Here is a 245-nt window from a genome sequence, read left to right as displayed (position 1 = left end):
TTAAGTGATGATAGTGAAACGGTTACGATAGCTGAAGATACAATTGCTACAGGTAATGTGCTTGATAACGCAGAAACTGCAGACGGTCCACTAACTGTTACAAGCTTTACGGTTGGTGGGAATACGTACAATGCAGGTGATACGGTTACCCTTGCTGAAGGTGAACTCATCTTAAATGCAGACGGTAGCTATACCTTCACACCAAATGATAATTTCAACGGTGCTGTGCCTGTAATTACTTACAT

1 protein-coding gene is annotated in these 245 nt (G+C 41.6%); it reads left to right on the top strand.

The features are described 5' to 3' along the window. A partial coding sequence (locus H4J67_RS20205) for an Ig-like domain-containing protein (protein ID WP_182204959.1) occupies positions 1–245 on the top strand: 245 nt, incomplete at both ends.

The organism is Colwellia sp. BRX10-4 (assembly GCF_014077465.1).
GTDB lineage: Bacteria > Pseudomonadota > Gammaproteobacteria > Enterobacterales > Alteromonadaceae > Colwellia_A.
The sequence above is the reverse complement of the archived record's forward strand: the minus strand, read 5'-3'. Positions and strand labels throughout refer to the sequence as shown.